Annotated in this window: 21 protein-coding genes, 1 riboswitch and 1 other annotated feature; of the genes, 18 read left to right on the plus strand and 3 right to left on the minus strand. The window is 39.3% G+C overall.

Features of this window, described 5'->3' with window-relative positions; genetic code table 11:
• Positions 1-53: 53 nt before the first annotated feature.
• Positions 54-692 carry a ComEA family DNA-binding protein gene (locus VJ09_RS14290; RefSeq protein ID WP_187118718.1) on the plus strand — a complete coding sequence of 213 codons (639 nt, stop codon included), beginning with the start codon at positions 54-56 and terminating at the stop codon, positions 690-692.
• A 53-nt stretch (positions 693-745) separates the two neighbouring features.
• Here the strand turns inward: VJ09_RS14290 and VJ09_RS14295 are convergent, their stop codons facing one another.
• Positions 746-1,942: an ornithine--oxo-acid transaminase gene (locus VJ09_RS14295; RefSeq protein ID WP_044642324.1), complete on the minus strand. Its 1,197-nt coding sequence runs from the start codon at positions 1,940-1,942 to the stop codon at positions 746-748.
• A gap of 365 nt (positions 1,943-2,307) precedes the next feature.
• Here VJ09_RS14295 and dcd point away from each other — a divergent pair, with 365 nt between their 5' ends.
• From dcd to VJ09_RS14370, 15 genes are all read left to right on the plus strand, one after another.
• A complete protein-coding gene (gene dcd, locus VJ09_RS14300; RefSeq protein ID WP_044642325.1) occupies positions 2,308-2,865 on the plus strand; it encodes a dCTP deaminase in 558 nt (185 codons plus the stop codon).
• Between the two features lie 150 nt (positions 2,866-3,015).
• A riboswitch (FMN riboswitch) is annotated at positions 3,016-3,152 on the plus strand.
• 137 nt (positions 3,153-3,289) lie between these two features.
• On the plus strand, positions 3,290-4,423 hold the full coding sequence (gene ribD, locus VJ09_RS14305; protein WP_044642326.1) for a bifunctional diaminohydroxyphosphoribosylaminopyrimidine deaminase/5-amino-6-(5-phosphoribosylamino)uracil reductase RibD: 1,134 nt from the start codon (positions 3,290-3,292) through the stop codon (positions 4,421-4,423).
• Positions 4,387-5,007, plus strand: a complete 621-nt coding sequence (locus tag VJ09_RS14310; protein ID WP_044642327.1) for a riboflavin synthase — start codon at positions 4,387-4,389, stop codon at positions 5,005-5,007. The genes ribD and VJ09_RS14310 overlap by 37 nt, the downstream gene beginning before the upstream one ends.
• Positions 4,988-6,184, plus strand: a complete 1,197-nt coding sequence (locus tag VJ09_RS14315) for a bifunctional 3,4-dihydroxy-2-butanone-4-phosphate synthase/GTP cyclohydrolase II (RefSeq protein WP_325063596.1) — start codon at positions 4,988-4,990, stop codon at positions 6,182-6,184. Before VJ09_RS14310 ends, VJ09_RS14315 begins: the two co-directional genes overlap by 20 nt.
• A 13-nt stretch (positions 6,185-6,197) precedes the next feature.
• Complete coding sequence (gene ribH, locus VJ09_RS14320) at positions 6,198-6,665, plus strand: 6,7-dimethyl-8-ribityllumazine synthase (protein ID WP_044642328.1); 468 nt, start codon at positions 6,198-6,200, stop codon at positions 6,663-6,665.
• A 216-nt stretch (positions 6,666-6,881) separates the two neighbouring features.
• A complete protein-coding gene (locus VJ09_RS14325; protein ID WP_044642329.1) occupies positions 6,882-8,201 on the plus strand; it encodes an APC family permease in 1,320 nt (439 codons plus the stop codon).
• A gap of 181 nt (positions 8,202-8,382) precedes the next feature.
• Positions 8,383-10,764 carry a DNA internalization-related competence protein ComEC/Rec2 gene (locus tag VJ09_RS14330; protein ID WP_044642330.1) on the plus strand — a complete coding sequence of 794 codons (2,382 nt, stop codon included), beginning with the start codon at positions 8,383-8,385 and terminating at the stop codon, positions 10,762-10,764.
• Between the two features lie 86 nt (positions 10,765-10,850).
• Complete coding sequence (locus VJ09_RS14335) at positions 10,851-11,426, plus strand: RNA polymerase sigma factor (RefSeq protein WP_044642331.1); 576 nt, start codon at positions 10,851-10,853, stop codon at positions 11,424-11,426.
• The gene (locus VJ09_RS14340; RefSeq protein ID WP_044642332.1) at positions 11,387-12,013 is read left to right on the plus strand and encodes a hypothetical protein; all 627 of its coding nucleotides are present in this window, start codon (positions 11,387-11,389) and stop codon (positions 12,011-12,013) included. Before VJ09_RS14335 ends, VJ09_RS14340 begins: the two co-directional genes overlap by 40 nt.
• Before the next feature lie 7 nt (positions 12,014-12,020).
• Positions 12,021-13,025, plus strand: a complete 1,005-nt coding sequence (holA, locus tag VJ09_RS14345) for a DNA polymerase III subunit delta (protein ID WP_044642333.1) — start codon at positions 12,021-12,023, stop codon at positions 13,023-13,025.
• 176 nt (positions 13,026-13,201) lie between these two features.
• Complete coding sequence (locus VJ09_RS14350; protein WP_147635519.1) at positions 13,202-13,789, plus strand: hypothetical protein; 588 nt, start codon at positions 13,202-13,204, stop codon at positions 13,787-13,789.
• Positions 13,790-13,897: 108 nt separating this feature from the next.
• A complete protein-coding gene (locus VJ09_RS17735; protein ID WP_052807424.1) occupies positions 13,898-15,103 on the plus strand; it encodes a sensor histidine kinase in 1,206 nt (401 codons plus the stop codon).
• 2 nt (positions 15,104-15,105) lie between these two features.
• Positions 15,106-15,783: a response regulator transcription factor gene (locus VJ09_RS14360; protein ID WP_325063597.1), complete on the plus strand. Its 678-nt coding sequence runs from the start codon at positions 15,106-15,108 to the stop codon at positions 15,781-15,783.
• A 689-nt stretch (positions 15,784-16,472) separates the two neighbouring features.
• Positions 16,473-19,835, plus strand: a complete 3,363-nt coding sequence (locus VJ09_RS14365; RefSeq protein ID WP_187118719.1) for an AAA domain-containing protein — start codon at positions 16,473-16,475, stop codon at positions 19,833-19,835.
• Positions 19,836-20,033: 198 nt separating this feature from the next.
• Complete coding sequence (locus VJ09_RS14370; protein WP_044642337.1) at positions 20,034-20,897, plus strand: hypothetical protein; 864 nt, start codon at positions 20,034-20,036, stop codon at positions 20,895-20,897.
• A 76-nt stretch (positions 20,898-20,973) separates the two neighbouring features.
• Here VJ09_RS14370 and VJ09_RS14375 read toward each other — a convergent pair whose 3' ends face one another.
• A complete protein-coding gene (locus VJ09_RS14375; protein WP_147635520.1) occupies positions 20,974-22,278 on the minus strand; it encodes a phytoene desaturase family protein in 1,305 nt (434 codons plus the stop codon).
• 208 nt (positions 22,279-22,486) lie between these two features.
• The gene (locus VJ09_RS14380) at positions 22,487-23,005 is read right to left on the minus strand and encodes a CcdC family protein (RefSeq protein WP_044642339.1); all 519 of its coding nucleotides are present in this window, start codon (positions 23,003-23,005) and stop codon (positions 22,487-22,489) included.
• A gap of 148 nt (positions 23,006-23,153) precedes the next feature.
• Positions 23,154-23,380 (plus strand) — a binding site (T-box leader).
• 173 nt (positions 23,381-23,553) lie between these two features.
• Between VJ09_RS14380 and trpS the strand changes: the two genes are divergently transcribed.
• A complete protein-coding gene (gene trpS / locus VJ09_RS14385) occupies positions 23,554-24,564 on the plus strand; it encodes a tryptophan--tRNA ligase (protein ID WP_044642932.1) in 1,011 nt (336 codons plus the stop codon).
• Between the two features lie 881 nt (positions 24,565-25,445).
• The gene (locus VJ09_RS19200; RefSeq protein ID WP_187118720.1) at positions 25,446-25,643 is read left to right on the plus strand and encodes a DUF2238 domain-containing protein; all 198 of its coding nucleotides are present in this window, start codon (positions 25,446-25,448) and stop codon (positions 25,641-25,643) included.
• The last annotated feature ends 28 nt before the right edge of the window (positions 25,644-25,671 follow it).

Raw genomic sequence — 25,671 nt, forward strand, 5'->3', positions numbered from 1 at the left:
GGAAAATGTCATTTCTACTCGGAAATTGTTGGAAAAAGAAGAGAGGGATGACTGTGTTTGCATTTGAATGGACCCCACGTGAAAAATGGATCGCTACCATCGCAGGAGGTCTTTTAATCATTTTGGGAATCTTGTTTTGGGCAGGTCAGGAGGAAGACATTCGTTCTTCGCAGATGCAACCTTATGCATCTACCAAACAGACAACGAAATCAGTGCCAACAGAAGGTAGTCTTTCCAAGGAAAATGAAAAAGGGGCAGAGCATCAAGTGGTGATTGATGTGAAGGGAGCAGTACAGCGTCCAGGGATCTATACCATGACTGCTCCCGTTCGAATTTATCAAGTAATTCAACAAGCAGGGGGAGTAATACCAGATGGAGATACTAGTAGTCTAAATTTAGCGGAGCAAGCGGTAGATGGTACGGTTCTATATGTTCCTCGAAAAGGAGAAACTCCCCCAGATATGGCTGGAAGCCAAAATTCGAGTAACAAAAACAGCCAAAAAATAAATATCAATACAGCAACTGCAGAAGAGTTAGATAAACTAAATGGACTAGGCCCCTCTAAAGCTAATGCGATAGTAGAGTACAGAAAAGAACATGGTAAGTTTCGGACAATGGAGGATCTAACTCAAGTACCTGGTATTGGAGAAAAGACGATCGAGCAGTTTCGAGATCAAGTCGAGGTGAAGTAAAACAGCCAACCTGATCTAAATGAAGGTTGGCTTAGGATGGTTCGATTATTTTTCTATAAGGTCGCTAAGACTTTTCGTATTTTGGTAAGAGCTAGGTCTAGTTCTTGTTGTGTAATGGTTAGTGGAGGAGCAAAACGGATTGTGTTATCATGAGTCTCTTTGCAGAGTACCCCTTCTTGCATCAATGCTTCACAGTAGGGGCGAGCTTTTTCTTGTAGTTCTACTCCGATAAACAGACCTTTTCCTCTTACTTTTTTGATTTTAGGATGCTCCATTTTTTGTAATTCGCTCAAGAAATAGTTTCCAAGTTCGCGAGAACGGCTAGGTAGATCTTCTTCTATTAGTACATCTAATGCTGCGATCGCGACCGCACATGCAAGGGGATTGCCTCCAAAAGTAGAGCCATGAGAGCCTGGTTCAAAGACACTGAGAATCTCACGATCGGCTGCCACAGCGGAGATTGGCATAATTCCCCCACCAAGTGCTTTTCCGAGAATATAGAGGTCCGGAACGACTTCCTCCCAATCACATGCAAAGGTCTTTCCTGTTCTCCCAAAGCCTGTTTGAATTTCATCTGCTACAAAGAGGACATTTGCTTCTTGGCAAATTTGGTGGGCATCGCGAAGGTAGCCCGTTGGTGGAATGATTACTCCCGCTTCACCTTGAATTGGTTCCAAGAGGAAAGCAGCGGTATGTGGATTGATTGCTTCACGAAGAGCAGTTAGGTCTCCATAGGGAACCACACGAAAACCTGGAGTTAGCGGTCCAAAGCCACGTTGATACTCCGGATTGGAAGAGAGGGAGACTGCAGTTATTGTTCGACCATGAAAGTTATCTTCACAGACGATGATCTCTGCTTGGTTTTCTGGAATTCTTTTTTTCTCATAAGCCCAACGTCGTACAGCTTTAATCGCCGTTTCTACTGCTTCTGCTCCTGTATTCATCGGTAGGACCATTTGTTTACCAGTGATTGCAGAGACTTTTTCATAGAAAGTACCCAGTTGTTCATTGTGAAAAGCACGGGAAGTAAGTGTGATTTTATCTGCTTGTTCTTTAAGTGCTTGGATCAATCGAGGGTGACGATGACCATGGTTGAGCGCAGAATATGCACTTAACATATCCATATAGCGTTTGCCATCTGCATCTTCTACCCATACCCCTTCTCCACGAGTTATTACAATAGGGAGTGGATGATAGTTACGTGCACCATAGTGATCTGTTAAATCAATAATAGCTTTATTTTGTGACATAGTAGTTTTCCTCCTTGGACTGTTAATAGGCTTGCTTACAAGCTTTTTGCATTTTAAAGTGAAGTCGTTCGTTAGTTCATAGATCATAGAACGGAGAGGATTTTGATCTAGGGAGCGACTTTGTCATTGGAACAAAGCGAGTTTGATCAAGATTCTTGGAGTGGGAGTAGTTCCAAATAGAAAAAGAAACGTTTCTTTTTTTTGTATGAAATTACTTCTAGAAAAAATGGACTTTACTAAAATGATAACGCTTTCATAATGATTGTATCGTATTTTCCTGTGATTGGGATAGAACCTTCTCTTTTCTCCCTAATTTCTGTCATGTACAATAGAAAAAGCATTTGAGAAAAGGAGAGTATCATCCTATGACCATCAAATCAGATCGTTGGATTCGCCAAATGGCGAGTGAATATAAAATGATTGAGCCTTTTGTCGATCGTAATGTAGGCAAAGGGGAAGCAGTCAGTTTTGGATTGAGCAGTTTTGGCTATGATCTGCGTGTAGCAGACGAATTCAAGATCTTCCACAATGCATTAAATACGATCATTGATCCCAAAAAGATCGATTCTGATTCATTCATGGATTTTAAAGGGGACGTCTGCATCATCCCACCAAACTCTTTTGCTTTGGCACGTTCTGTGGAATATTTCCGTATTCCAGAGAATGTACTGGCAGTATGTGTAGGAAAATCGACCTATGCCCGTTGTGGGATTATCACCAATGTGACACCTTTTGAACCAGGCTGGGAAGGATTTGTTACGTTGGAGATCTCCAATACTACTCCATTACCTGCCAAAATCTACGCTAACGAAGGCCTCTGTCAAGTTCTTTTCTTAGAGAGCGATGAAGCTTGTGAAGTATCGTATGCTGATAAACATGGAAAGTATCAGCAACAAACGGGGATTACACTTCCAAAAGTGTAAGAGCCAAGAGTATTTTGGATGACAAAAAAGCGAAATTATTTACTGTAAAGCTACCAAAATTGATTGGTAGCTATTTTCTTTGTATTTCCATTTATTGCTTTCCAGTTGCTTTTTTTGACTTATTTATCTTAGAATTAATTACAAACCAAATAAATCCTTCGGGGCAGGGTGAAATTCCCGACCGGCGGTGATGATCAGCAATTGATCTTAGTCCGTGACCCGCAATTTGCGGTGGATTCGGTGAAACTCCGAAGCCGACAGTATAGTCTGGATGGGAGAAGGATAAGCAGGAGCCTAACATTTTGAAAAAGAAAATGTATAGGTTTGTTTGACCTTGGAATTTTTCCTGCTTCCCTTACCAAAACTAGCCTCGAGTTCTTTCTCGAGGTTTTTTTATTTGGTTTTATCAATGGGGAGGGGAGTTATGAAAATAGATGAGAAGTGGATGGATTTTGCTATATCACTTGCCAAAGCAACCATTGGTCAGACATCGCCCAATCCGAGCGTAGGAGCTGTTGTGATCAAAGATGGAGAAGTAATAGGTGTTGGGAGCCACTTGCAAGCTGGTACCGAACATGCCGAAGTACATGCTCTCCGTCAGGCTGGTGATCAAGCAAGAGGAGCAACCATTTATGTCACGTTAGAGCCTTGCAATCATATTGGCAGAACACCACCGTGCACGGAAATGATTCTTGCTTCTGGGATCAAGAGAGTGGTGGTCGGAATGAAAGATCCAGATCCACGAGTTGCGGGGTCAGGGATTAAAAAATTGGAAGCACATGGAGTAGAGGTTTTATCCGGTGTTCGGAGACAAGAGTGTTTTGAGCTAAATGAAGCATATTTTTGGCATCGATATACAGGTAGACCACTAGTCACCTTAAAGATGGCCACTACACTAGATGGCAAAATAGCCACATCAACAGGAGATAGTCGCTATGTTACTGGTGAAAAAGCAAGAGAAGATGTGCATTTGCTTCGCCATCAACATGATGCGATTCTCGTAGGGATTGGTACAGCCTTGGTTGATGATCCGCAGTTAACTACTCGTCTACCCTTGGGGGGGAAGAATCCAATTCGTATTGTCTTGGATTCAAAACTAAGGTTGCCAATCTCCAGTAGGTTAGCAGACACTTCGGAAGCAGAAACTTGGGTATTTACTACCAAGCAAAAAGATAGTGAACGGGAACAGGAATTACAAGAGCGTGGGGTACAAATCATTACACAGGAGAAAGAGATATTGGATTGGGACTTTGTATTCTCTGCTTTGGGAAAAAAAGAAATCCTTTCCGTTTTAGTAGAAGGTGGTAGTGAGATTCATGCCTCTTTGCTTCGAAAAGATCAAGCTCATCGAATTATCCAATACATTGCCCCCAAGTATTTGGGTGGGAGAGGGAGCCTCTCTGCCATTGGAGGAGTAAACCCAACCAAAATGGCAGAGGCTACTTGGTTACACGATCTTCAAGTTGAAAAAGTCGGAGAAGATCTAAAGATTACAGGATGGCGAAAGCGAGGAACACCGGAATGTTTACAGGAATTATCGAAGAACGAGGAACAGTGAAATCCATTCAGAGGGAAGAGGAGCATCTTCGATTGAAGATTGCCTGCAAAGAGGTAATCGAACATGCCAAAGTGGGAGATAGTATCTCGGTTAATGGAGTTTGTCTCACTGTTACTTCCCTGGTGGAAAATACTTTTACTGCAGATGTCATCCCAGAAACATTTCGTCGTACTCAGCTTGGTCAGTTGTCAGTTGGTAGCCAAGTCAATCTAGAGGGTTCCTTGAAATTTGGTGGTCGAGTACATGGCCATTTAGTCCAAGGGCACGTAGATACAGTAGGCAAAGTTGTTTCCAAAACTCCAGAGGGCAATGCGATCACATTTGTGATTTTGTATGAACCGAAATGGGGTCGCTACTTGATCGATAAAGGGTCGATCGCTGTCAATGGAATTAGTCTTACTGTGTTTGATGTAGGTTCTGATCGATTTAGCGTTTCGATCATCCCACATACCTTAGAGATGACCAATCTAGAAACGACAAATGAAGGAGATGTAGTCAATCTGGAGTTTGATCTGACTGCAAAATATCTAGAGAAATGGAGTCGATTAGCGGAGGTGACACCAATTGAGTCTGAACAAGATTGAAGAAGCCCTTCGAGATTTACAAAAAGGGAAGCTAATCATTGTAGTAGATGATGAAGATCGCGAAAATGAAGGAGATTTGGTAGGACTAGCGGATTTTGTAACACCTGGGATGATCAATTTTATGGTGACTCATGGCAGAGGACTTGTCTGTGCACCAATTACCACCCAGTTAGCAGATCGACTACAGTTGGCTCCCATGCTAGAGCAAAATACGGATCAAATGGGAACTGCCTTTACTGTCTCTATTGATGCGGATGGGACTCATACTGGTATTTCAGCTGGGGAGAGAGCAGAAACGATTCGACGACTAACTAATCCACATGCCTCCCCAAGCGATTTTCGCCGCCCAGGTCATATCTTTCCGCTTATTGCAAAAGATGGTGGAGTGTTGGAACGACGTGGTCATACAGAAGCTGTCGTGGACTTGGCACGTATAGTAGGTGCAAAGCCGATCGGTATTATTTGTGAGATCCTAAATGCAGACGGTACAATGGCACGACTTCCCCAATTGGAAGAGATAGCACAGGAGCATGATTTGAAAATTATCTCTATTGAACAACTGGTGCAATATCGCAAACGCAACGAATTGTGGATTGACGATTCTGTTCGCATCCAATTTCCGAATGTCCATGGAGATTTTCAGATGGTAGGTTTTCGCAATCACTTTGATTTTCAGGATCATGTCGCATTAGTAAAAGGAGAACCCGATAAAGTAGATGCTCCACTTGTTCGGATTCATTCGGAATGTCTCACTGGAGATGTTTTTGGCAGTAAGCGTTGTGATTGTGGAGAACAGCTACATATTGCAATCGATGAAATCGAACGAGTTGGTACAGGGGTTATCTTGTATATGCGACAAGAGGGACGCGGGATCGGTTTGTACCAGAAGTTGAGAGCTTATGAATTACAAGAGCAAGGTTATGACACGGTAGAAGCAAATCATCAACTCGGTTTTGGTGATGATCTCCGGGATTATCTGCTCGCTGCACAGATGCTAGAGTCTCTCGGAATCAAAAAAATACAACTGATCACCAACAATCCAGAAAAAATGCGGCAACTCGAATCTTATGGAATAGAAGTGGCTGAAATTATTCCGGTCGAAGTGTCACCTGTTCAAGAAAACCAAAAGTATCTACAAACCAAAAAAGAAAAAATGGGACATATATTATCCATTTGAGGAGGAAATATTAATGCGTGTATGGGAAGGAAGTTTAGTTGGAACGGGATTAAAAGTTGCGGTGGTAGTAGGGCGTTTTAATGATTTTATTACGGATAAATTACGTGAAGGTGCCATTGCTGCACTAAAAAAGCATGGTGTTGCTGATGAAAATATCGACGTTGTATCTGTACCAGGAGCTTTTGAATTGCCACTCGTAACGGACCAACTAGCAAAAAGCGGCCGATTTGATGCGATTATTGCCCTCGGTGCAGTAATTAAAGGTTCAACCGATCACTATGACTACGTTTGCAATGAAGCAGCTAAAGGGATTGCTTCTGCCAGTATGCAAAATGGTCTGCCAGTCATGTTTGGTGTTTTGACAGTAGATACCATTGAACAAGCGATTGAAAGAGCTGGAACTAAACTAGGTAACAAAGGTTATGAAGTAACAGTTGCTGGTATTGAAATGGCAAATCTTTTACGAGAATTACGGAAGTAATGAAAAAGGGGGCCTTTAAGGTCCCTCTTTTTGGTATAGTACTTGGGTATGTGTAAATCACCGCCATAAACGGCTGTTTCAATTCTATAGTGAATATATACATTCTTTAAAAAAATAAAACTATATAAAATGCATATGATTTATTTTTTATTTGTGTATAATTAGCCCATAGTATCATTACTAAAAAGACATATGTCTTTTCGGGGAGGACAAATCATGCAAATGTCGGAGAACCATTTAAAGAAAGATATTGGATTTACAGTTGCCCTTTCCCTAGTCGTTGGTACCGTGATCGGTTCAGGTGTATTTATGAAACCTGGAATCATTTTAGCTCAGACTGGTAATTCTACAGATGCTTTATGGGCATGGTTGATAGCAGGGATTATTACCTTGGCTGGTGGATTAACGATTGCAGAAATCGGTGCACAGATTCCAAAAACAGGTGGGCTCAATGTCTATTTAGAAGAGACATATGGTAAAGTATGGGGTTATTTATGTGGCTGGATGCAAACGATCATTTATGGACCAGCTATTATTGGTACACTAGGACTTTATTTAGGTTCACTCATAACAAATTTATTTGCGATCCAAGAAGAATGGTCTATTTGGATGGGAATTGGATTTGTCTTATTCTTAGCTGGAGTCAATATGTTTGGTACCAAATATGGTGGATTTGTACAAACACTATCTACCGTTATCAAACTAATTCCCATTGCACTTATTATTATTTTTGGGCTCTGGAAAGGGCAAAGTCAAATATTCGACATGGGTAGTGGTCTAACAGAAGAGATTAGCATGGGGGCAGCTGTACTGGCAGCATTATTCGCTTATGATGGTTGGATTCTAGTGGGATCCGTTGCAGGTGAGATGAAAAATCCAACTAAGTTGTTACCCAAAGCGATTATCGTTGGATTAACACTAGTTACAGTTATTTATCTACTTGTAAATCTGGCATTACTTCATGTGTTACCGGCCGAACAAATTGTAGCTCTTGGGGAAAATGCCGCTGGAACTGCTGCATCTGTTTTGTTTGGTGATATGGGTGGGAAATTAATCAGTATTGGCATTATTATCTCTATTTTTGGATGTTTGAACGGAAAAATTATGGCTTTTCCTCGTATTCCTTTTGCGATGGCGGAGAGGAGACAATTACCTGGTTCTCGTTATTTGATGAAGGTACATCCTAAATTTAAGACACCAATCTTTGCGATCGTTTTACAAATTGTGCTGGCTATTATTTTGATGCTACTTAGTGATCCAAACAGATTATCAGATATCGCCGTTTTTTCTACTTTTCTCTTTTATATATTAGCTTTCTTGGCAGTCTTTATCTTGCGTAAACGACATTCTGGAACTCCTCGTCCTTATAGTGTTCCTTTATATCCAATTATTCCTCTTGTAGCAATCATAGGCTCTTTGTTCGTAATCATTAGTTCGCTTATGAATGAACCGATGGGAAGTCTTATGGTGGTGGGAATTACATTAGCAGGTTGGCCGTTATATCAGTTTATGAATCGTAAATCAATGGTGAATTAACAAAAAACTACAACTAACCTACTAACACTCCCATGAGCTTACGCCTTGGGAGTGTTGAATATTAGCTAAGAAATGTAATTCATGATCCTTTTATCCCATTGCACCGGATCCCTATAAGCAAACAGGAACTAGCCAATATTTGTAGAAAAAGAAAGAAAATAATGAATTAGGGGATTTATTTGTGGGAAAAAGACCAATTTTGGTGGCAGCAATAGGTGCTGTAATGGGAATTTTATTATCTAGTTGGGGAATAGACCAAACTTGGCTGTTTCTTTTTTTGTTTGGATTGGTTTTCACCATTGGCGGTATTCTCTTTCTCTTTTGGAAACGAGGCTTGATGCTTACCATTTTTTTGCTTTTTCTTTTTGGCTTTGCCACTTATACGGAGTGGAGGGAGGGAGAGAATCGGACTATTTTACATGAAGGGAAAGGAATTGCGACAGGTCAGGTTATTTCCATACCAGAAAAGGATGGAGATCGGTTGAAGTTCCGATTTAGAGTACAGAGTTGGGAAGGAATGCTTGGCGAGGAAGAGGTTCCACTCACCATTCGGCTTCGGTCGAAAGAGGAGTGGCAGCAAGCAGACCAAATCAAACAGTATCAGATGCTTCGACTAATGATCCAGTTACAAGCTCCTGAAGAACCTAGTAACCCAGGAGAATTTGATTATCGCAGTTATTTATGGAGACAGGAGATCCATTGGGTAGCTACTGGAGAATGGAGTCAGATAGAGTGGATTAGAGATTCATCTCCGATTGGTAAATCATTAAATCAGATTCGGGAAAAGCTAGCCAATCGACTTGAGATGATATTCACTCAATCAACGACGGTTGGGTTTTTTCAAACGCTCTTGTTAGGGTTGCGAAATGAGATGGATCCTGAATGGGAGGAGACATATAGTGCCTTAGGTTTGGTACATATCTTATCTATCTCAGGATTACATATTAGCTTTTTATTATTTTTATTTTATGAAGGAGCCAAGCTATTAGGATGTACAAGGGAAAAAGCAGTGTGGATTGCCCTTCTTTTTTTACCTTGTTATCTCTTATTGACAGGGGCAGATGCTCCTGCAATAAGGGCTGCCATAATGGGGGCTTTCACATTATTAGCGATATGGTGGCGCAAGATTGGAGAAAGTATCTCTTATTTGGCATTTGCTTTACTCCTGTTGCTTGTTTATCAGCCTTGGCAGATCTATGAAGTAGGATTTCAGCTTACCTTTTTCGTCACTGTGGGATTATTACTCGCAGTTGAACCTCTCTCACATCAAATTCCTCTGCCCTTTACTCGGCTTCGTATAGCAGTCTCCGTCTCGTTAGTAGCACAAGCGATTTCCTTTCCACTTTTAATTGCACAGTATCACGAGTATAGCCTTTTGTCGGGAATAGTAAATTTGCTGCTCGTCCCTTATTTTACTTTGTTGCTACCGATCGGGATGGGTTTGTTATTACTTAGCCTTCTATCCTTGGCATTGACCAAATGGATTGCGAGTGTAATTACATGGAGTTTGGACCTCGTGCAGGAGATAGCTAACTGGATATATCGGTATAAATGGCATCTGTGGACCTTTCCAACACCAGAGATCGGTTGGTTTTGTCTTTATTTCATGGTATCTTGGGGAACTTGGTATTGGTGGACGTTTGGATCCATACGTTCTCGATCCCATTTACCTACAACGCTCGGACTAATTGCTCTCATGGTTCTGGGAATCTGGGCATCCAGAGGAGAGGAGTGGACGAGAGATCATACGAGAATTACATTTTTAGATGTGGGCCAAGGGGATGCGATATTGATCCAAACCGAAGAGGGTAAAAATATATTGATAGATGCAGGTGGAACGATTGATTTTGATAAAGAAGAATGGCAAAAACCTCAAAAGTCTTTTGAAGTAGGAGAGCGGAAGGTAGTACCTACATTGAAGGCATTGGGGGTATCTCGATTAGATATAGTAGTCCTGTCTCATGGAGATGTGGATCATATCGGAGGACTATTAGCAGTATTCGAACGCTTTCCAGTTGAGCTGGTCTGGCGTAATGCTCATCCAGCCTATAGCTGGCAAGAGCAAAGATTGATGTCGAGTATTCAAAAACAGCAAATTCCGATATATACGTTACCAGTAGGACAAACATTTACTATTGGTTCTACTGTGCAGTGGCAAGTGTTACACCCAAGCACGGATCAGCTTATCGGCAAGCAGCGTCAAACCAATAATGACTCATTGGTTGGTTTGTTGCAAATTTATAAGACACGAGTGTTATTGACAGGAGATATTGAGAAAGAAGCGGAAGATCGTATTTTATCAAAATATGATCTCCCTACTATAGATGTTTTAAAAGTGGCTCATCATGGAAGCAAGACTTCAACGCAAGCGAAATGGCTAGAACAGACGGAGCCGAAAGTAGCAGTTATATCAGTAGGCAAATCGAATCGCTATGGTCACCCTCATGGGGATGTACTTCAACGTCTAACTGAATCGGGAACTAACATTTATCGCACGGATCAGCGAGGAGCGATCACTGTGCGTATCCACTTGGATCATTATCAGATCGAAACGATAAAATAGAGGATATAGAGTGAACTGTTTTCTACTAGCGAAGGAAACATTCTTTCGGCATAATACAAAGGGAAGATGGGATTAGGGAGGATAAATTGGACGAGCAGATTGTAAGGCTTGCACGCAAGGGGGACAAGGCCGCCTTACGCCAAATATTGCGTGCACTAGAGACGCCTTTATACCAGACGGCCTATTATTTAACAGGAAATGAGCAGGATGCCATGGACGCTACACAGGAGGCTCTCTGGAAAATCTATCGCAGTTTTACAAGTTTTCGAGGAGATGCTTCGGTTCGGACATGGGCACAAAAAATCGTTACCCATACATGTTGGGATTTTTTACGAAAAAAGCGAAAAGAGCGAGAATGGACCTCTTCTTTACCAGAACATGAGATAAGTACCAATTCTTATGAAGAACAGGCTAGCATTTCGTTTGACATACGACAAGCAATTCAGCTGTTACCTCCCCAACAACGAACTGCCTTAACTCTCAAATACATACACGATTACGAACTACACTACATAGCAGAGATTATGGAGATGCCTATTAATACGGTGAAGTCACATCTTTATCGTGCTAGGCAACAACTCCAGAAGATACTAGCCAATTATCGTGAGGGGAGGGATGCAACTTGGATCGAAGAGACCAAAACTGGTTCCGACGAGAATTAGAGTTTGACGATACAGTAGAAGAGGAACTAGCATGGCAAGGAAGCGAAGATCTCATGCTAGAAATCGATCAAGCTCTAAAGAGCCTACCAAAAGTAACACCGCCACATTCCATTACGGATCAAATGTGGGACCAACTTTTATCAGAAGAAATAGAGTCTAAGCCAAAATGGAAGCGCAAACCCTGGATCTGGTTAAGTGGTGTGGCAGCTATTATTTCCTTTTCTTGGTTAGCAGGCTACCTATTTTGGGAACAACCAACCGAATCGTATCAATTAGACCAAGCCACCATGTCAGGTGCTTCTGAATCTGTCTCACAAAAGACGGTCCAACCGCTTTCTGCTCTTTCTCCTGATGGTGAGCATCTGGCAACGTGGGAAGAAAATAAATTACATGTTCGAGATCTAAAAGGAAATGTGCTCTTTACTAGTGACGAACATCCCCAATTGATGGAGGTTCAACAATTAGTTTGGAAGGATAATGACAGTGTGGAAGTGGAAGGAGTAGAATCTTCCTCCAATAGTAGTGAAAGTAGTAAACGTACTGGGCTAAAGAGGATCTTGATCGAGATACCGATATTGAGGAGATAGAAATTACATGTTACATGATGTAATAGCAGATTGGAAAAAAGGCAAACGACCGCCTGTTCTCTTTTTTTATGGAACAGAGATGTTTCAGATGGATCAGGCAATAGAGTATCTAAGAGAAGAATTAACAAACAAGGGTTGGGAAGTCACTTCTTTTGATTTAGAGGAGACTTCCGTACAACAACTCATCATGGAAGCCGATTCTTCCTCTCTTTTCTCGGAGCAAAAAATGATGATTGGGCGCAATGCTAATTTCTTGACTAGTCAGCGAAGTAAACATGCTGCTATACATGAACCAGAGGCACTCATCACATATTTAGCAGATCCGAATCCAGATTATCTTGTAGTATTTACAGTAGTGACAGATAAGCTAGATAAGCGCAAAAAAGTAGTGAAAGAGTTGGAGAAAAAAGCACAAGTCTATCGTTTTGATCCGTTGAAAGGGACTCAATTAGCTCAGTGGACCTTTCAACGTTTTCAACAATATGAAGCCAACATTGAGAAAAAAGCTCTCATACGATTTGTCGATCTAGTAGGTACTGATTTACGAATGTTAGATACAGAATGTCAAAAAGTAGCTACCTATGCTCAAGGAAGCGAAATTACAGTGGAGATAGTAGAGGAACTAGTGCCAAGGACTTTGGAGCAAAACGTGTTTCAATTGACAGAGCATATTGCCAAGCAGAATCAAGCAGCAGCAATTCGGATTTGGGAAGACCTTATGTATCAAAAAGAGGAACCGATCAAGATTTTAGCATTGATCACGAGACAAATCCGGTTACTTTTGCAGGTAAAACTTTTTTCTAAAAAAGGGTGGAATGAAAAAGAAATTGCCAAAGAGTTGCGTATGCACCCTTACCCCATAAAATTGGCTTATCAACAAGGGCTTCGTTATCAAGAAAGTCAACTTAAGCGCTCCTTGCAAGCGGCAATCAATACAGAAAGTGAGATCAAAGAGGGGAAAATAGGCCGTCAAATCGGAGTGGAACGCCTTATGCTACAGTTGTTTGATTAGGAAAGGATCGAATTTCCTATGGTACAATAGCGGAAAGTGCTTTCAATCTCACTTTGTATGGCAATAAGAAAGTTAAGTATGGATCTTCGAGGTTTCATAGGCTACCAACCATCAGGGAAGATGAACATTACCTTCACTGATGAACGATTCACTTTATTGGAAAGGGGTCACTTATGGTGACGGAAGGAAAATTACGCGCACTGCGAAAAACGCAATTTCTGATGCAAAATATTACATATCTATTATATGGAGCTTTACTTGCACTGTTAATTCTAGTCGGTGCAAGTGGGCCAATAGTATATGGTGTACTTGCACTTCTTTTACTCATTTCCCCCCTAACTATTTGGTTTTTTAAGAAAACACATCCTATCTATGTACTTGTGCCTAGTTTGCGAGAGTTAGAGTCGTATGAAAAAGAGAAACTCCAAGGGGCATGGCAGAAATTTTACAGTGGATCGTCCTTATTACAAGTAGCAATCAGTCTCTTTTTTGTGGTACAGGTAATCATACGAGATCCACAACGACCTTTTGTTGATGGACTACCGATTGCCTATTTTATTGTAGTCTGCATGGCATTTCTACTACTAGCTAACTGGAATGATTGGTCCAATGCAGCTCGTATTGATCAAAAAACGACAGAACAACTTCAGAGTTTTACGGATGATCGTTTCTTGATGACCGTAATCTTTGGAGGAGTGGCACTAGTTATGACAGGACTAGGTTGGATTGTGATCAACGTCATGACTTCGATTACTCCTGTTTAGAGGAAGAAACGTTTTAGTTTGGAATAGGCGATTTCTATATCGGAAGTCGCCTATTTCATATCATCATAAATAATATTTGAATAATTAGAAATTAGGTGAAGTTATAAATTGAGGGAAAAACCAATGCAGCTAGTACGAAACTATTGGTACCATATTGCATTATTGTTATTTCGCTTGTTTACGATGGAATTGATGATCGCTTTTTATCTAACTATGGCAACAACAGAATTAGAAGTGTTTGGGATCAAGGCAATCATGATTGCGTTGGGACTCTTAAACCTGTATTTTATAAGGCCATCCCGAATATGGGGTATTGGAAGTTTTGTTACCGAGATTTTCCTTATCATACCTTTAGCTGTTATGTTCCCGCACAGTTCTGATAATTTTCACCTTCTGATGGGACTTATTGGGTTTCAGTTTTTTTATCATCGTCCCGAACGATTAACTATTTATATCTATCTAGTTCCTCTAGTACTTTCACAATGTTATTTCATTGGAAATGATATTCTCACTCACGAATTTTCCTTATTATCTTACATGATTAATGCTAGCTTTATTTTATTTGCTTCCTTAATGGGGTATCTTCTTCGATCTCATCAGATTGCGAGGATAGAAGTCCGTAATTTATATGAACAGTTAAAGGAATCTCATCAAAATTTGGAACTCTATGCTTTGGAGGTTGAGAAGATCGCAACACAAAACGAGCGAGTTCGAATTGCGCGTGAGATCCATGATGCAGTTGGTCATTATATGACTGCTTTGATTTTACAGTTGCAAATAGCAAGGAAGATGCAACAGACTCATCTGGAAAAAAGTGAGCAGTTTCTTCGCTCTTCAGAAGAATTAGCCAGGACTGCGCTTCAGGAGATTCGCCTTTCTGTTCAGACATTAAAAGAAGGCGAAGTAGAATCGGTTTCATTTAGCGAACTTTTACAAAAAATAGTTACAGATTTCAATGAGTGGTCGGAGACAAAATATTTTCTTCAAATAAAAGGGGAGGAGCCAAAAAACTTCTTAAATAAATGGAAAATGAATTTGTATCGAATTGTGCAAGAGGGAATTACCAATGCTAATAAGCATGGCAAAGCAACAGAGATTAATGTAGAACTTTCCTATAAAAAAGATGTTGTTCAGTTGGTTGTGTCAGATAATGGGGTTGGACAAACATTGATTCAACCTGGGTTTGGTTTATCACAGATTGAAGCGAGAGTGAAGGAAATGAATGGGGGAATAAAAATTGATAGCAAAATAGGAGAAGGATTCCGATTAGCACTTCAAATCCCATATTCAACTACCAACAGTTCACAGGAGTGATCATGATGTGGAAACTGCTCATTGCCGATGACCAAACCCTAATGCGAGAAGGTTTAAAGACGTTACTAGAATTAGAAACAAACTTTACGGTAGTGGCAACAGCGAGCAATGGAGAAGAAGCATACCGGAAAACGAAAGAATATCAGCCGGATGTGATCTTGATGGATATCCGTATGCCAACCGTAGATGGGGTTGAAGGGACTAAGCGGATTACCAGAGATTTCCCAGATACAAAGGTTTTGGTTCTCACCACCTTCAATGATCAAGAGTATATTCTTGCTGCTCTCGAAAGTGGCGCGAGAGGATATCTATTGAAAGACTTACCAATCGAAGCGATGGCAAAAGCGATTGAGACCGTAGCACATGGTGGAGTAGTGATGCTACCACAAGTAACAGGTCAGATTTTACCCCATCTAATGAAACAATCCCACGAACAAGCAATAGAAGATCAGCGAATCACGCAATTGACTGGGCGTGAAAAAGAGATTCTATCTTATATAGGAAGTGGATTTAATAATCGAGAGATTTCAGAAAGTCTGTTTTTATCTGAAGGAACGGTAAAAAACTATGTCACTCAAATTATGTCTAAGTTAGAACTACGTGATCGTACCCAAACTGCCATTTTTGCAGTAAGGCATGGGTATTATCATGGTGATTCATTTCCAAAAGGCAGTGTATGAGATAGAGAAAAATTATAATAAAAAGAAGAGTTTATCTAACTTTGTTAGAATAGAGCATATTACATAATGAACATTAACCAGAATTTTTCACCTTTGGAGACCGATAGTGGCGTAGGGAGCCGGAGCAGATGAAAATAAGAAAACCGATGAGTTTTTACGAATAATTAGGATTATGCAACAACCCGCAAATAGTATTAATGAACTCATAAACATGGTGAGGTACACAAATGAATATAACGGATATATTAGACTATTTTTGCGAATACGAGGCAAATGAACGATTTATGCAGAGTTCGTTGAAAAATACGCAAGGTAGTGATTTTGATCTAGCTCTATTAGAAGATGTGAGAAAAATAGAAAGAGCACTGTTACTAAAAAAGAGTATGAAACTAAATAGTTTTATCAGATCAAAAAGAAAAGGAAATTTTATAAAAGTTCTAGATGAGAGTAAATTAAATAGACAGATTGAACAGTCTTTACAGGAGAAGAATAAACAGTTTCTTCAGGAATTACTTATCATCAAGGGGGATAGAACTCGAACAGAATTTGATGAGCTACTAAGTAGTTTGATTGAACAAGAGGAGATTATTCTTTGTTATCCGTTCCTTGAAAAAGGAAAGCAAAAGCAACCGATTTTCACGTTTCGAGCTAAGATCGAGGGAGATAGGTTACTTGTAACCGATTTCTATTTGAATAAAAATAGTCTGTTCATTCTGATCGCAGAGACAACAAACAATAATATCGAAGAAGTGGAAGATCTCTATGAATTAGAAATCAAACAGTTTTATGAAAGGGTCGAGAATTTAGAAGGACAAAATAGCTTACATGAGATTATTTCGCTAATTGATAGTATCTTTCATCAAATTTTTAATAGAAAAAGAGCTATTTCTACATTTGTAGAATATCAAGGTTGGGTGAAAGTTGAAAAGGTATTTCTTACAATCGAGGAACTAGATGAAATAAACGAACCTAGTTTTCGACAAGAAATTAAACTGGTGAAAGAGAAGCTTCAGAAGAGTATAACACCAGCTTTGCTTCAAAAGTATCTTTACAGAAATGAGAATCAGGTACATTATCGTTCTACACCAAATGATCTTCATTTTCATTATGGTAGCTATACCGATGCTTATCCGATTAATAGAAAGCAATGGGATGTTGTTGGAAATGTAGAAAAAGTTGACCTACTTTCTGTTAACGGGCCTCCTGGCACTGGTAAAACTACTTTGCTAAAAGAAATTATTGCAGATCAACTGGTGAAAAAGACTAAGGATCTTATTTCTATTTGGGATGAAAAATGGGATCTGATAAACAAAGGAACAAAGCGTCAAATCTTTCAATCTCCATTAGGTGGGGAAAATTTACATTCTATTATTATAACTAGTACCAACAATAAAGCAGTTGATAATATCGGAAAAGAATTACTGGAAGAAATTCCTTATTTAAATAAATATATAAAGCATAATTTACAGATCGAGGCTGGATTTCGAGGACTGCTTTGTGCAAGGCTTGGAAAAAAAGAAAATGTAGATTTTTTTAAGAATCGGATGGTACGCCTCTTAATAGAGGAATTGAAGAAAGATGAAGAACAAGTAAAAGAAGATTTTCTTGATGAATTTAAGGACACGTATCAAAAGTTAGAGGACATGGAAAATAGAATTAGAGAGTATAAACGTCAACGAGAATTGCTTACTAAGAGTCAAGATATTACAGATATATCAAATGTTGATATAGATTATCTGTATGAAAGCATGAATTCGCTGTTAGAAGAGTTAAAAATCAAGAAAGAAAAAACTTTAGCAGAAAGAATTACGATTGAAAATGACAGGAACAAACTAAGTCAACAAATGAAGAGTGTTTCTAGAGAAAATGACGTTATCTTAACCAAGATAGAGGAAAGAGAAAAAGATCAAAAAGAGCTTTATCTAGCACTAGACCAATTTGACAAAGGTAAAAAGTTTTCTTTTTTATCTTTTTTCTCCTCAAAACACAAAGAATTTTATCAAAAATACCCAACTAAACGTTATATAGAAGATAAGATTGATTTCGTTAATAAAGAACTAACAATAATGACACAGAAACTTACTCAGTTCCATGAACAAAAATGTTCTTTGGAAAAGAAACAAGAAGAGAATGATCAAATACTTTTGGACACAATCAATGAGCTTCATCACATTCAAAAGCAAGAAGAACTTCTGTGTAACAAGTATGATATTACACAGTCGTTACTTAAATGTAAAAATGAGTTAGAACAAGATTTAGAGTGCAGTATTGAAGATGGTATTGGAATCTATCAACTAGTAAACTCACCAGTAATTTTACGGCTAAGAAAAAAGTTATTTGATCTGTCGTTGGTAATTCACGAAGAATATATAAAAAAGCACAAAGAAGTTATCATTGCCAACTTAGAAAAAATAGTGGAAGGGAATCGATGGTTTTCCTCTTTTTACGATCCAAAACAACAGTTTAAAGACGATTTTACAATGGGGTTAAAAGGATTGTGGGAAACATTATTCATGTGTTTTCCTGTTGTTTCTACCACATTGCATTCGTTCCACTCCAATAATTTTCAGATGGTGGAAGGTTTATTTGATGTGATCTTAGTAGATGAGGCGGGACAAATTCTCCCACATTATTTAGTAGGTCCATTGTATCGGGCAAGAAAAGCAGTCGTTGTTGGAGATGTTTATCAACTAGAACCAATAAGGTTACAAAGGAACAGCTTGATTGAAAAGTATGATCAATTTGATGTAGATACCCAAGAATTACTATGTATTGAGAAAAATAGCGTGCAGAGCTATTCAGATGATCGTTCTGATCTATTTGATAAGCTAGAGGATAAGAAAATTGGAATTATCTTAGAAGAACATAGGAGATGTGAGGAGAGTATAGCTCATTTTTCCAATAAATATGTATACAATAGTAAGCTTCAAGTGGTGAAAAAAGATAATCACCAGAAGTTGTTTGGGCGAAATTTAGTTGCTTTTGATGTGAGAGGACCTCAAAGCAACGAAAATACGAATGAAATGGAAGTAATCATCTGTAAAAAATTAATTGATCGATATATCCAAGTTTATGGTGAAGCTTACAAAAAAGACATCGCCATTATTACCCCATTCAAGAATCAAGCAGAAAGGTTAAAACAGGCGATAAAAGGGGTGGATATTGGAACAGTTCATACCTTTCAAGGGCAAGAAAAGAAAGTGATTCTTATTTCTACTGTTGTAGATCAGGCAAAGAAGTCCAACCTAACAGGATTTGTTGGGAGAACAGCTAACCTACTAAATGTTGCTTTTACGAGAGGAAAGGAACAAATCGTATTTGTGGGTAATGTAGAGATGGCACTTCAATCAAATAATTATTTAAAGGATGCAATAGATACCATAAAAGAAAGAGGATTTATTTATTCCATATATGATAATGAATTAAATATAAATAAATTGGGTCTGCAACTTGAAAAAGCTTTTAAAATATTTGTGGATGATTGGAAGAATGTCTCCTCACCTATAGGGACATATTTGAATCAACACTTTAGCAATGGCATTATTATTGGGGCAAACAAGCATTATGAATTTCTCCTAGAAGCTTTCCATAAAGCAGAAAAGTCCATTACGATTGTTTCACCATGGATTACCAATTATGTAGTGGATGAGCCATTTATTGAGTTAGTTGAAAAGGCTTTAGCAAAAAAAGTTAAAGTGAATATTTTATTTGGGTATCACCAGTCCATATTTACTTTAAGAGATATGGAGAAAATTGTACAACTAGATTACAAGAATCATAAAGATCCAAGAGAAGTATATACATCCTTGCTTAGAATGTATGATCTTTTGGGTAATCAGCTTATTTATCGGCCACCTACCCATACGAAGTTAATCTTAATTGATAATAAATTCTTAATCGTGGGTTCTCATAATTGGTTATCGAATAAAGGTAATCGAGTAAACGCCAAAGAGGAAGTTAGTTGTATATTATCTGATGCGAAACATATTAACTATATCAACGATACAATGTTTAAAAAACAGCATCTGGATAAAACAGTAGTCAACGGGTAGAAAGTAGAATATCTGACTCTAACAAATCGAACTCACTCTGATTAACAAAAAAGAGGGTTGCCAATTTTTATTGGTGTGTATGACTTTTGTCACATGACTTTGGAAATAAGTCATATACCATTGTAGACCCTGGTGACATGTTAGACCTACCTCCTTCTCTTAGGATGATAATAGAACGTCCTAAGAGGAGGATTTTTTATGGTAGATGTTCGTAGTTGGAGTTGGTGGAGAGAAGAAAAATTACTTATCTGGATAGGTGCATTAGGGATTTGTTTAGGGATATTAACTGGTATTTTGTATTTCATAATTGGTAATGAAATACCACCCAATGGAGAATTGAAAAAACCTTTGACTTTCTTGCTTGCGTTCGGATTTTTTACCTGGACGACTGCAGCATTTTTACCTTTTACCAAATGGTCCGACAAGCAACGTATTTTTTTCCGCTGGTCGATGACGGTTTATATTCTTTATAGCTATTTGACTGAGCTTGGATTAACATTATTTGGATATGATCCCCGCTTTGCGAGTGGAAATAATTATGCATCAACGATGGGGCTGATTTTTGGATTTATTTCCGTGTTTATGATCGTAAACTATCTATGGTTGTTTATTCATTTTCTGCGTCCCTCTACGAAAGGGAAATACCCCTATGTTGTTGTTGCCATTCGTTACGCTCTCTTGATATCTTTGATCGGCTTTTCTTCTGGGATCTGGATGGGGGTATTGAGTGGACGTTATAGCCAAGAAGCAAATCTCATGGTGCTGCACTTTCTTGGGTTTCATGGATTTCAGGCAATTCCTATTATTGGAGCATTGTTGACATTGTCTAAACAAATGAAAACCAGCTTACTCCATTTAGGGGGGATAAGCTGGTTTATGGCAACGATTTGTATGGTGATTAAGTCGGTTTTGGGAGAAAGTCTATTTCACTTGGATCTTTTTTTGATAGGCGCGATCGGATTTTTAGGAATTTGGGTCTATGCGATGCTTAGAAGCTTCATTCTATGGAAAAGAAGTAATCATAATAATATATCTGCTAAAGACAGGAAGGTAGAATTTTAGAGATATCCCTATTGATATCTTTCCTTTACAAACAAAAACCCATCTTCTACATCAGAAGATGGGTTTCGTCATTTCTTTATTTACTTGCAACTAGTCGTTTTGCTTGAGCCATTACTTTGTTGGCTGCGTCGTAAGCAGAGTGGAAAGAGAGCTCTGAAAGCTGTCCTTCGCCTTTGCACCAATCTCCAGCGAAGTAGCTATTGGAGAGACTGTAGAACTTGGTTGGCATAAGGCGTTGGTCATCGATACACTTGATCTCTTGTACAGTCGCTTTTTTGGAGATCCGTTTCGCAACTAGATGATCACGCCAACCTGGGAAGTGCTTGTCATAGACAGATTCGATTGTTGTTACTTTCTCGTCTGCTTTTCCTTCCCGAATCTCATCTTCGTTGAGATAGGCGATCGCTTGCATTAGCTGGCCACCTTCAGGAGTACAGGTTTTGTCATAATAGGAGATGTCTGTGATAAAGACACGCTCTCCTTTGTGATAGATGTAAGTATATGGACTCTCAATCCGTTCCTTTAACCCGATATCATAAACAACGACCTGAGTAGGGAGATACTGATTGTATTCTTGGAACAATTTTTGGTGATTTGTTTCTGCAAAGAGGGAAGAAAGCTCTTTTGGTGGTACACAGAAAATAAAGTGATCCGCTTGATAAATGGTTTCGTCTTTGCCATAGACTGCTTTTATGCGATTGTCTTCCATGTCCAACTTACTCACTTTTTCCTTGGTGATGATCTTGCCACCATGTTTTTCGATGATTGCTGCTAATCGGTCGACAATTGCTTGCCAACCACCACCAATGTAGGCAACAGCGTGATTAGCTGCAAACATGCGACGATAGTATTGGAAAAAGAGAGGAGAAGGAATTTTAGGTGATTCATTGGTAAAAAAGTTGGAGGAAGCAATCGTTAAGAATAAATCTCGAATTTGCTCTTTTTCGTCTTCCAGATATTCTCCGATCGGAGTTCCTTCTTCCCCGCGTTCTAGAGAGCTGATCGTTTTCATAATTTCATATGCGAAGCGGACTTTGTTCTCTGTATCCAAGATTCTTGTTTTGTAGAGACCTTCTAAAGTCGCAGGCATGGGGGTCATGAAGGAGCCGAGGTCATAAAATGCCTTTTTGGGAGAAAAGTCTTTCCAATCAATCTCTAAACCAATTTCATTTTCTAACTTGCGAAGGATCGATTTATCTCGAGCGTAGATCGCATGGGCACCAAAATTAAAGTTAAAACCTTTCATCGGAATGCTCATTGCACGCCCCCCAAGTTTTGGGGCTTTCTCCAGCAACGTCACTTGATAACCATGATAGGCTAGTCTAGCAGCTGCCGATAAACCAGCTAGACCCCCACCTACAACAACAACTTTCTCCGGCAAGGATAACACTCCTCTGTAAAAACGTTTTCATTTTATTTTTAAATGAGGATTCTCGCACCTATTGTAACAATTTCAAAGCGAAAGGAGTAGCCTTTTTCTTCCATTCCTAATTTTTCGAAAAAATAGTTTGGAAAAACCTTTAGGCATAGTGCATCTAATCTAACAAAAAGAAACCACCACGAAAAAAAGAAGTGATGGTTTCTTTTTGTTAAGATAGAGGAGAGACAGTTTTTTCGGATTCTGAATCGATTTGATTCGCTAGTTTTCGGTATTGTTGGTACATTGCCATTCGCCAAGGAAGTAGCATTCCAAAAGCTAGGATGAAAAAAAGGCCGGCAGTTTCCATGATCGAAATATGTTGCTCAATATAGCTGTGTAGGCCAATACGTGCAGATAATAGGATAAACAGAATAAATACGAATGCTCGAGATTTTTTTAGATAGATCTCACCATCTACAATGTGAAATCGAGATGTAATAATAAGTGGAATGGCAAGAAAGATCATACCTGCCAAAAAGGCAAGCGCTGCCCAACTCCATGGGATATGGGTAGGAGGATACAGGAACATCGCAAAACCAGTACTCATCCCGATCGGCGGTATCAATATTTTTTTGGCGTTGGTTGGCTTTTTGGTTGCTCGTATTCGCAAGATTGCCATCGTGGAACCCATAATGATCAACATTGCCATGACAATCACATTTAGATTAAATGGTATGATATGACCCATCCCAACACACTCCTTTTCTCAACAATTTAGTATAACACATGGCGAGATACCTTCTCTTCTTGACTTCGGGTTTGACTTTCTTTACAATTCAACTCACTAGTATCTTATGTAGCCAAAAGATAGCACATGTTATACCTAAGGGAAACAAATAAATGCAGAGATGAAGAAGAGTAACCTTCTTGTATAGTAAAAGAGAGTTGGCGGTTGGTGCGAGCCAATACTAGACAGTTGGTGAATGGGCTTCGGAGCAGCATCCGAAAAAAGGCGTTGGCCAAAGTAGGGTTGCCGGGGAGACTCGTTAAATCGGAAAGCTGTGTTACCTGACACATTAGGTGACAAATTAGGGTGGTACCGCGAGTAAAGCTCGTCCCTTTCTGGGATGGGCTTTTTTTATTTATTTGATATAGCTTGTTGCATTAATCCAAGTTAAAAGTAGGCGCACCACCGGTTTTCCCGCTTCTGATATGCTCCGGCTCCTCGCTCATAGTCGCATCTCAAAAGGGGAAACCTCTGGCTTTGAGCTATTTAGGCAAGATCTAAAAAGGAAAATGAAGGAGTGTATTTATTTGAATCGCATTTTTAGTGGAATTCAACCAACAAGAGTAGCTCATTTAGGTAATTATTTAGGAGCGCTAAAACATTTTGTCGACTATCAAGAAGCAGAAAATACAGAGTCTTTTTTCTGTGTGGTCGATTTACATGCCTTGACTGTTCGCCAAGACCCCAAAGAACTACATGAGAGAACGCTTGATCTGATTGCAACTTACTTAGCAATTGGACTTGATCCCAATAAGGCGAATCTATTCGTCCAATCTCATGTACCAGCACATAGTGAGGCTGCTTGGTTGTTAACGACAATCTCTCGGATGGGAGAGATGAGTCGGATGACACAATTTAAAGATAAGAGTAAAGGATCTAGCGAGACAGCCGGTGTAGGTCTTTTTAGTTATCCTATTTTGATGGCAGGTGACATCTTACTTTATCAGACCTCACAGGTACCAGTAGGGGAGGATCAGAAGCAACATCTGGAACTGGCTCGTGATCTAGCTGAGCGGTTTAATCGGGATTATGGAGATATCTTTACTATTCCAGAGCCAATGATTAATAAAGTGGGTGCACGTATCATGGGCTTGGACCAGCCAGAGAAAAAGATGAGCAAATCGGCAGAGAGCGAGTTCAACTACATCACCTTACTCGATACACCGAAGCAAATCGAGAAAAAATTGAAGCGTGCGGTAACAGATTCGGAGAATGAGATTCGCTTTGATCCTGAGAACAAGCCAGGGGTGAGCAATCTTTTGACCATTGAGAGCGTCATAACTGGTCAAAGTATCTCCGAATTAGAACAACACTATCAAGGCATGGGCTATGGTGCATTGAAAAAAGAGTTGATCGAAGTGGTGACTGATCACCTACGCCCAATCCAAGAACGTTATCAAGAGATTCGCTATTCAGATGAGCTATTCCATACTTTGCGAAAAGGAGCAGCAAGAGCAAATGAGGTAGCTGGAGAAACGTTAGCGAAGATGAAAAAGGCAATGGGGCTCATTCAATTGTAAAAGAGAAAAATCCTGTTCATCCAATGGATGTAGCAGGATTTTTTTGTTTTGGATCTCAATAATGCTGGATTTTTTCCATGTGGAATGTTATTCATCTAGTAATCTATAGCTAAGAATGTATTGGGATCTTGGTAAATAAGTTACTTCTACTTTTTTCTTGTAAGATGAATTTCCTAGTTTGGAAAGACTTCTTCACCAATATGGGATAAGTCTATATTTTGAGAATGATAATTCTTTGACTCGACACTTTCATTATACTTACAGGTATCATTTTACGTGGCGATTGGTCAGGATCACAACCCTTAAAGAAAAAAAGAGAGCCAATTATGACCAGTGACTCTTCAAAGATGGGCTCTGATGATCAAGAAAATTACTGCAATCTCAAGATAAAGAGAAACCAAGAGAAAATGGTGTATGTATTCTGCTATTCCTATGGATGTAGCAGTTTTTTTTCTTATTAGAGAAGAAAAACTTTAGATTTATAGGAATATATATACAAAAAACCTGTGTTAGAGAGGTTGAAAAACGGTTTGCTTGCAATTATGTGTTACATACAGTGCTTCTGCTATTTCTCGGTTTTTGGTTTTGGACGACAATTGCCCCCGTTAACCGGTTTAATTGGCTCCTAGAAAATTTGTTAGTGATCCTGTTCTTTTCAATATAGTAAGTACTTATTATCGGTATTCGTTTTCAAACTCTTCTTATATCTTGATCGCAATATTCTTTTTCACTGCATCTCTTAGGGGCTCATTACTCGTACTATATTCTGGGGGTAGTGTCACTGTTTGACTGGATTGAACCTGGGCGTCATAACTATGATCATGTGGTCGTTTTGCTTAGGGTATTCTCTTAGCGATTCCATTTGTTAAGTATTGCGTGATGTGATCCAGATCAAAAAAGGCTGGCGCTCTATCTTTACAGTTATATTGGTTATTGCTACTGGTGCTTTTTATGAACTAATTGAAATGTGGGTGACATTATCGTTTCACCTGAACAAGGGGCTGCGTTTGTGGGAACCCAAGGTGACGAAGTGGGTGCACAACATGATGTGGAACTGGCTATGTATAGTGCGATGTTGATGTTGAGATTTGTCACGGTGCTAGTTAT

The organism is Risungbinella massiliensis, assembly GCF_000942395.1.
Classification (GTDB): Bacteria; Bacillota; Bacilli; order Thermoactinomycetales; family Thermoactinomycetaceae; genus Risungbinella; species Risungbinella massiliensis.